We start from the raw sequence: 6,000 nt of genomic DNA, 5'->3' as shown, positions 1-6,000 counted from the left end.
ACCGTTTATGTGTGCTGCCCGACCCGACACGGCCAGCATGCCGCGGCCTACAATCTCCTGACACGCCTCCTGTGGCAGCAGATCATTGACGAAGCGATCCACGGCCGCAACGAACAGGTGGCTGACAAGCCACTGCGGCCAGCCGTGTTCATCTTCACAAACACCGATCAGGCCGAGCCGATCTCGGGAATGACAGCGCTAACCGCAGCCGCCAAGAAGACGGATCTTTCGATCCTCGTTTCCGCTGACGATGCGGCGTTTCTTGACCGGATCTATGGACCGGCCAACGCTGAAGCTCTCAAGGCCGCGATGGACCTGGAACTCGACTTCGATCCAGCCGCCACCCGGTTCGTGGTCAAAGGACCTGAAAAGCCGCTCCTGCGGCCGTCCCAGGCGATGGGATCCTTCCTCCTGCCCGCCCCCAGGGACCTTTAGAACACCGCGCCAGAGATCTCAGATGCGGAAAATCTCTGGCGCGGTCTGCAACAAGGCTGTTTCCGGCTTCAGCAGGATGATCAGTCAAGGCTTCGCATCAGAGAGATGAGTTTCTGTCGGTCGACTTCGACTTCGGGAAACCTGTGGTTCATCGCCATCCGCCGAGAGAGAACCGGCTGCCCGGAGGTGCGTCTATACTGGATCTCGAGAAGTGTGCCACGCTGCCGCGCCCCAATTGAGCCGCTTGTCACCTCCGGCAAATCAGCTCAGTCTGAGCTCAGCTGCCTGTCGACGACAGCTATCGACGAGCCCCGGGAGTTGGCACGGATGGACTGTCCTACCGGGCTCCTCGTCGGACCTGGCGCGATATCGAGGCCGCCGGCTCTCTCAGCAGCAAAGCCCCAAGTCAGCCTGCTCTCCTATGAGTGGCCTTCCGTCGTAGGACCATGTGCATGCCCTTTGGAACGCCCGAGCGTCGTTCGAGTGAGCGCTTCTCCGCCCCCTTGAAAGGGTGGATCGCAGACAAGACGGCTCCGGCACCGATTGAATGCGCCATTTGGGATCTGTCTCAGACCGGAGTGCGTCTTGTGGTGTCTGAGCCAGCCGACATTCCCATGGAGTTTCAGCTGCAAATTCCAGACCATGGGGCGGCCGCTCGGGTTCGCTTGATCTGGACAGATGGGGTCTATTACGGGGCAACATTTACGGATTGAGGCTAGAACCCGACCCAGTCCAACGATGAGAGGGAGCGAGGGTCCTGGGCTTGGCCGGGAGTACGGTCGGGCAACCGGTATCCTAAGATGCCGGCCCACCACTGAACCAGTGGTGAACGCGGATCAGCATCCCGTCTGAACTCCATCGAAAGGGTATGCTCACCGCTCCCAGGCGTCACCATGCATCGCCGGACTTCCGAGCCAATCACAAAGATCCTCCAGCGAAGCGAAGACATGTTCAAGGTCGGTAAAGGGTGCTGGCCTGCGTGCTGGCGGTAAATCCTCGAGGAGTTCCGCTGTCCACGTATAAGGCTGAGAGGAACTGTTGCGCACCACACTCCCCACGACCTCTCCGTTGAGGAGGAGATCATAGGCGCCGGGCGCCAGCTGGATCAGGCCGTAGGTCATTGTCGGTTCTTGTCAGAGGCGAGTTGCCGATCAATCCATCATCATTTTCGGCCTGGGCGGCAACCATCAATTGTCCTCATCCTCGGCGGATGACCTGTGCCTCCCCTGACACAGACACCCCGAGCTGATTAAGCCGCCAGTGCTTTCCCTGCATGGATCCAGGCAAGGATCCTCTCCGATGCAAGCTCAACTATATTGACGACAAGATCAGCGTCCCTGTGGCTGCAATGAGCGGGCGAGTTCCCGGATCACGCTGTCCTCGATGTTGAGCCTGTCGAATTCCTGTTCGGCCGCAGGATCTAAGACCGGCTCCGAAGCCGCGGGCGGACGCGCCGCCTGGGATGGCTGCGGCTGGGGCTCGCCAGCGCGATTGTCCAAGATATCGAGCAGGCTGTGGAGGGCTGCGTCCGTGACCTCTATCATTGCAGGGGATGGCAGACCGGCCAGAGCGATGGCGCGAGTTTGATAGTTGGGATCACTGGTGACCTCGGGCCCGAACCAGGCCGGAGGCTGGAACTTTCGCGCTGCCTTGTCGTGCTTGAACACGATAGTGATCAGATCGAGCGGTCCCGGACTGATGAAGCGATGGACGGCGGCGATGTAGGAGCCGATGTCCACGCTGACATTCTGGAGTTCGACCTGTCCGGCGGCCAACTCGAGCAGAGCCTCGGCCTGCAGGCGGGAGATCGCGGTCAGATCCTCGTGCATCCCGGCGGGATGAGGGGAGACCAGGACAAGGTGCCCTGCTTCGCCTTCCAGCTGGACATGGGTGCTGCGGCTTGGTCCTTCCGGGAAGTAGCCTCGTCGGACAAGCTGACCTCCTCTCTCCCTCTCGATCAATCGAGCCAGGGAGGAGGCGAGCAGAAAGACACGGGTGGTGCTCATCGGGTGTGCGCCTTCCACAAGAGGTGCTGGTCGATTCAATCGATGCAATGTTACGTCACGACGACCGACAGGGCACGACAGTTTGGCGGGATCTGCTCCAAACGCAACCCGGTGGTTAACCCGGCACTCGACCAGCATCTCCTGATCGCGCCCGATGTCTCCGTGGGCACCGAAGGACGGCGATGAGCCGAGATGATCCTCAGCAGAAGGTTGTTGGCGACTACCGTCTCTGGTGAGGTACTAAGCATTGAGGAACGGGCGATCGCCAGGGCGGAGGTTCTCGTTGGCCCACATGGCGGCTTGGGTGCGGTTGGCGGCCCCGATCTTGCGCAGGATCGACTTCACGTGAACCTTGATCGTCGCTTCCGTGATCTCGAGCTTGCGGGCAATGACCTTGTTGGCCTCCCCACCCATCAGCGACTGCAGGATGACCGTCTCGCGAGGCGACAGTTTCTCCACCCGCGGATCAGGAGTGTTGGGCTCGGATGTCGACGGGGTGGGAGCCAGAGCTGAAACCGTGGACGGTTCATCGAGCAGGGACTGGAGCACGCTTCCCGGCAGAATCGGCTCGCCCAGAACTGTCAGCTCGAGAACGTTGATCAGCACCTCACGGTCAACTGTAGCGAGGCAGAAGCTATCCACCCCGGCCGCGACCGTAAGCCGGACCAGGCCAAGATCAAAGCTCGTGGCGATGACTACGATGCGAGCCGAGGGGTGGTGCCGCTTGGCGTCTTCAACAAGCGTGATTGTTTGCTGGGGCGATCCGCTGGCGTCAATGACATACAGACCTGGGACTGCGTCAGCCTGACCAGCTGACGCGCTCTCTCCGGGGCGTCCTGCGTCGATAACCTTAAAGCGGGTCCCCGTCAGAAGATGCGTGAGCCCCGCGCCCAGCAGCGCGTTGCCGCAGAGCAATGCAGTGACGATCTGCTGATCGGAGCGACCTGCCTCTCCATTCGAGCCGACCGCACAGCCGTATTGATCGCCAAACATCCCCTGCCCCCGTCGTGTCGCCCCAAGCCAATCCTGCATGTTCATCAATGATGAAGAACCCTGGCTGAGCAAGGGGATAGGGCTCAATCTACTCACTAAGAGGTACGCATTAGTACGTAAGGGCAAGGCACCATTCAGCTGTGCTTAACGAAGTTGTGGGCGGGCCTCCGTGTCTCAGCCCAGTTGAGGGTAGAGCCCACCATCGAGATTCCTTGCTGCGCCGTGGAATGAGATGGGTTAGCCATCGTCTCACCGCCGCTTGCCCGCGCTAGCGACGGACCTCTATCGGGCAGCTGGGCATGGTTCTTGCTTAGCCCAAGGAACTCTCCTGGTGTGAGGCTCGCATGCTGAACTTTCTCCGCCCCTGGCTCGAAACCCTGAACCACGCCGAGCGCGATCTCAGGCAGCAAGGCTACATTGTCCTCTATGGCGGAATGACCTCCATCATCGTGCCGATCGACTCAAGCGAGCGAACGACACGGTCTCCTGGCAAGCCGCTTCGGCTGTGGGGAGCGGCTCCAGCGGCGTTTGGAATCTGATCAGAACCTCCGTCCTGGTCTGCCATGCGAGAGATTCACTGCGTCGACTGCAACGCAGATCGCTCCATCTGCGCGATGGCGCGCTCCCGGCTCAGGACTTTAGCTCCTCCCTTCCCTCCCGCTTCGGCTCGCCGGATGCCCCGGTCTCCAGCGCGTGAACTCGGGCCTCGATCCACCCGCTCATCTTGTCGACGAACTCCATGGCGTAACCCCTCAGCCCCTCATCAGCCTCATAGGTCTGCAGGAAGGCTTGCCGCACCTTCTCAACTTCATCCTCGATGTAGGCGGAGCGGTGACCAGAGGGCACGCTGACGGCCCGCTCGGCAATCGTCGCAACAATCTTCTCGATCCGAGCGGCTTGCTGTTCTCGATTCATCTTCGCCTCTCGTCCCAGTGCGGCCGATCCTGTCAAGCGCCTCCGGTTTCGCCGATAGCCGCTCTCAGGTTCTCCAATGCTGCTTCAAATTTCGAGCCCGGCACATAGGCCATTAGGAGAAAGCTGATTAGTTTCTCTGTCCCTGTCTCCCGCAGATTCAGGTTAGGCCATGTGGACGGATTGGGATGAGCATTGGGTGAGTGGATTCCCAAATCAGGCAGGCAATGATTCATGGCAGGTCGGCTTCAGGAGGCGCGACCATGCTGACGGGAATGACGGAGGACGACTGGGCGACGGTGCTGCGGGTGTTTGCCGGCTCGTGCTCCCGGCGCGGCGCCAAGGGCCGCAACGACCGCCGCTTCCTGGAGGCGCTGCATTATTTCACCGTCCACAACATCACCTGGCGGGCGCTGCCGGCGTGCTTCGGCCACTGGAACTCGGTCTGGAAACGCTTTTGGCGCTTGAGCCGGGCGGGCGTGTTCGAGGCCTTCTTTGAGGCCCTGGCGGCCCTGAGTGGCACGGCGCATCTGGTGCAGATGTTCGATTCCACCATCGTACGCGCCCATGTCTCGGCGGCCGGGGCAAAAGGGGGCAGAGCCGACAAGCGCTAGGTCGCTCCCGGGGTGGCTTCTCGACCAAGATCCACCTCAAGACCGACTGGGATGGTGACCCGCTGGGCTTTTGCCTGACCGGCGGTGAGGCCAGCGACAGCCCGCACTTCGAAACCCTGCTCGACGTCGGGCCGGACATCACGCCCCGCGCTGCGGTAGGCGACAAGGGCTATGACGCCAAAGCCAACCGACAGGCGGCCCGGGCCCGCGGCATCTGCCCGGCCATTCCGTACCGCACGACGACCAAGGACAAGCCGAAGTTCTTTCCCAAAGCGCTCTATCGTGGGCGGGCTCGCATCGAACAGACCATGGGAAAGCTCAAGCGGTTCAAGCGCATTGCCTTACGCTGCGAGAAAACGGACGAGAACTACGGCTCCTTCGTCGCGCTTGCTTTGAGCTTCATCCTCATCAAATCCGTCCACACGACCTAGGACCCACTTGCGGGATCGACAGCCACCGGAGCATTCGCGTGAGAGCGAGCAAAAGCCTGTGATCATCCTTAAACTGGCAAGCTGCTACATCGGGCGGCCTCGACTGTCAGACTGCCTGGCCTGGATCCAAAGCGCGATGTCACTTCATTTTGCATGCAGACATCCTGGCTGATAGACCGATCGACCTTCGCCGAAGCATTTGGATTTTGGAGCTACTCCTGAAAGGAAACAGGGCGTGGTCCAGGACCAAAGACCCACTCCTCTTGCTCAGTTGCGGATGGATGGAGACCACTTAGCCTATGAGACGTGGCTCAAGTAGTTGCCCCTACGGGAGTTACGGCGCTCCGGCTGAGAGTTAAAGCGAACCTCTCTTGGCTGGAGCGTTTCCTTTTAAGCTCGACTTGGCCGAGCAGCGCTCGATCCTGCCACCTCATTTCGGGCGCCTTGCGTCGGTTGGCCAATTATCTCATGCTCACCGTGGTAGTCTGTCGACGGTAGTCCGCCGCATGAAGGGATCCGAGTTTCAAGCGGATTTCAGGTGGGTTTGGGAGGGCCGCAGGTGACTGCCTGGAGGGCTGCCTGATGCGGCACTCGTCTCTGAGCTTTGCG

The 6,000-nt window shown here is 60.8% G+C and carries 8 protein-coding genes and 1 pseudogene; 5 read left to right on the top strand and 4 right to left on the bottom strand.

The window, feature by feature from the left end; genetic code table 11:
* The coding region (locus KBI52_RS13755; protein WP_210808161.1) for a hypothetical protein at positions 1-435 on the top strand (435 nt) is incomplete at its 5' end.
* Positions 436-881: 446 nt separating this feature from the next.
* Complete coding sequence (locus tag KBI52_RS34135) at positions 882-1,148, top strand: PilZ domain-containing protein (RefSeq protein WP_371823170.1); 267 nt, start codon at positions 882-884, stop codon at positions 1,146-1,148.
* A gap of 159 nt (positions 1,149-1,307) precedes the next feature.
* On the opposite strand, the gene KBI52_RS13745 is transcribed toward KBI52_RS34135, so the two are convergent.
* The 3 genes from KBI52_RS13745 to KBI52_RS13735 all read right to left on the bottom strand — a co-directional run bounded on the left by KBI52_RS13745 (position 1,308) and on the right by KBI52_RS13735 (position 3,506).
* Positions 1,308-1,556 carry a hypothetical protein gene (locus KBI52_RS13745; protein ID WP_210808157.1) on the bottom strand — a complete coding sequence of 83 codons (249 nt, stop codon included), beginning with the start codon at positions 1,554-1,556 and terminating at the stop codon, positions 1,308-1,310.
* A gap of 207 nt (positions 1,557-1,763) precedes the next feature.
* Positions 1,764-2,441, bottom strand: a complete 678-nt coding sequence (locus KBI52_RS13740; protein ID WP_210808155.1) for a hypothetical protein — start codon at positions 2,439-2,441, stop codon at positions 1,764-1,766.
* A gap of 240 nt (positions 2,442-2,681) precedes the next feature.
* Complete coding sequence (locus KBI52_RS13735) at positions 2,682-3,506, bottom strand: response regulator transcription factor (RefSeq protein WP_247654379.1); 825 nt, start codon at positions 3,504-3,506, stop codon at positions 2,682-2,684.
* Between the two features lie 272 nt (positions 3,507-3,778).
* Between KBI52_RS13735 and KBI52_RS13730 the strand changes: the two genes are divergently transcribed.
* Complete coding sequence (locus KBI52_RS13730) at positions 3,779-3,973, top strand: hypothetical protein (protein WP_210808153.1); 195 nt, start codon at positions 3,779-3,781, stop codon at positions 3,971-3,973.
* Between the two features lie 91 nt (positions 3,974-4,064).
* Here the strand turns inward: KBI52_RS13730 and KBI52_RS13725 are convergent, their stop codons facing one another.
* On the bottom strand, positions 4,065-4,349 hold the full coding sequence (locus KBI52_RS13725) for a hypothetical protein (protein ID WP_210808151.1): 285 nt from the start codon (positions 4,347-4,349) through the stop codon (positions 4,065-4,067).
* 260 nt (positions 4,350-4,609) lie between these two features.
* Here KBI52_RS13725 and KBI52_RS13720 point away from each other — a divergent pair, with 260 nt between their 5' ends.
* Both KBI52_RS13720 and KBI52_RS13715 read left to right on the top strand, forming a co-directional pair.
* Positions 4,610-4,960 carry a transposase gene (locus tag KBI52_RS13720; RefSeq protein WP_210808149.1) on the top strand — a complete coding sequence of 117 codons (351 nt, stop codon included), beginning with the start codon at positions 4,610-4,612 and terminating at the stop codon, positions 4,958-4,960.
* A 2-nt stretch (positions 4,961-4,962) separates the two neighbouring features.
* A pseudogene (locus tag KBI52_RS13715) lies at positions 4,963-5,391 on the top strand (IS5 family transposase); the annotation flags it as partial.
* Positions 5,392-6,000: the final 609 nt, after the last annotated feature.

Source organism: Microvirga sp. HBU67558 (assembly GCF_018069605.1).
GTDB classification, from domain to species: Bacteria; Pseudomonadota; Alphaproteobacteria; order Rhizobiales; family Beijerinckiaceae; genus Microvirga; species Microvirga terrae.
The sequence above is the reverse complement of the archived record's forward strand: the minus strand, read 5'-3'. Positions and strand labels throughout refer to the sequence as shown.

Bases quoted from the DNA above. Each gene is read 5' to 3' on its own strand.
- KBI52_RS34135 (WP_371823170.1), top strand. From the start codon at position 882: ATGTGCATGCCCTTTGGAACGCCCGAGCGTCGTTCGAGTGAGCGCTTC.
- KBI52_RS13745 (WP_210808157.1), bottom strand. From the start codon at position 1,556: ATGACCTACGGCCTGATCCAGCTGGCGCCCGGCGCCTATGATCTCCTC.
- KBI52_RS13720 (WP_210808149.1), top strand. From the start codon at position 4,610: ATGCTGACGGGAATGACGGAGGACGACTGGGCGACGGTGCTGCGGGTG.
- KBI52_RS13730 (WP_210808153.1), top strand. From the start codon at position 3,779: ATGCTGAACTTTCTCCGCCCCTGGCTCGAAACCCTGAACCACGCCGAG.
- KBI52_RS13740 (WP_210808155.1), bottom strand. From the start codon at position 2,441: ATGAGCACCACCCGTGTCTTTCTGCTCGCCTCCTCCCTGGCTCGATTG.
- KBI52_RS13725 (WP_210808151.1), bottom strand. From the start codon at position 4,349: ATGAATCGAGAACAGCAAGCCGCTCGGATCGAGAAGATTGTTGCGACG.